The organism is Pseudomonas sp. P1_F7 (assembly GCF_056405655.1).
On the sequence record NZ_JBFUBR010000056.1, the window covers coordinates 1 to 1,295 of the forward strand.

A 1,295-nucleotide genomic window follows, 5' to 3' on the forward strand; every position below is an offset into this window, starting at 1 on the left:
GCGGTTTCAGTCGCGGAAAGCTTCACGGTGGTGGTGTCGATGGTGTCGGTCACTTCCGTCACCGCTGGAGCGTTGCTCGGCACCAGGTTTTCGAAGCTGCCGCCGGTGGCGTTGCTGATCGTGGCCTGAACGGTGCCGGCGTCTTTGTACACGTCGTCGGACGGGGCCGCAACGCTTACGGTGCCGGTGGTTTTCCCGGCGTCGATGGTGATCACGGCGCCGTTGCTCAGGGTCACGGTCACCGGCGAGCCGGCGGCGTTGGTCAGGGTCGCGGTGTAAACAATCGAGCCGCCCTCGGCCACGGCATCCGTCGAGCTCAGCGACAGGTTGGTGGTGTCTGGGGTATCGGTGACAGTGGTCGAAACCGGGGATTTGTCGGCGACCAGATTTTCGTAGTTGCCGCCGCTGACGTTGGTGATCGAGTTGGTCAGCGGCGCATGGCCAGCCAGCGCGTCGTTTGGCGCGGTGGTGGTCACAGTGCCGGTGGTTTCGCCGACCGCGATGGTGATGCTCTGGCCGTTGGCCAGGGTCACGGTGACCGGCGAACCGGTGACGGCTGCGCCGACGGTCGCGGTGTAGGTGACAGTGCCACCCTCGGCCGCGGTTTCAGTCGCGGAAAGTTTCACGGTCGTGGTGTCGATGGTGTCGGTCACTTCCGTCACCGCTGGAGCGTTGCTTGGCACCAGGTTCTCGAAGTTGCCGCCGGTAGCAGTGGAAATGCTGACTTCGACTTTGCCGGCGTCTTTGTAGACGTCGTCGGACGGGGCCGCAACGCTTACGGTGCCGGTGGTCTTGCCGGCCTCAATGGTGATCACCGCGCCGTTCGACAGGGTCACGGTGACCGGCGAGCCGGCGGCGTTGGTCAGGGTCGCGGTGTAGACGATCGAGCCGCCCTCGGCCACGGCATCCGTCGCGCTCAGCGACAGGTTGGTCGTGTCGACGGTGTCGGTCACAGTGGTCGAAACCGGGGTCTTGTCGGCGACCAGATTTTCGTAATTGCCGCCGCTGATGTCGGTGATCGAGTTGGTCAGCGGCGCGTGACCAGTCAGCACGTCGTTCGGCGCGCTGGTGGTGATGGTGCCGGTGGTGTGACCGACGGCGATGGTGATGGTCTGGCCGTTGGCCAGGGTCACGACGACAGGCGAACCGGCGACGGCGGCGCCGACGGTGGCGGTGTAGACAACGGTTCCGCCTTCAGCGGCCGACTCGGTCGCGCTGAGCTTCACGGTGGTGGTGTCGATGGTGTCGGTCACTTCCGTCACCGCCGGTACGCTGCTCGGCACCAGGTTTTCGAA

1 protein-coding gene is annotated in these 1,295 nt (G+C 65.3%); it reads right to left on the reverse strand.

Annotated features, from left to right (window positions below; translation table 11 throughout):
* A partial coding sequence (locus AC1D1M_RS31330; RefSeq protein ID WP_477778678.1) for an immunoglobulin-like domain-containing protein occupies positions 1 to 1,295 on the reverse strand: 1,295 nt, incomplete at both ends.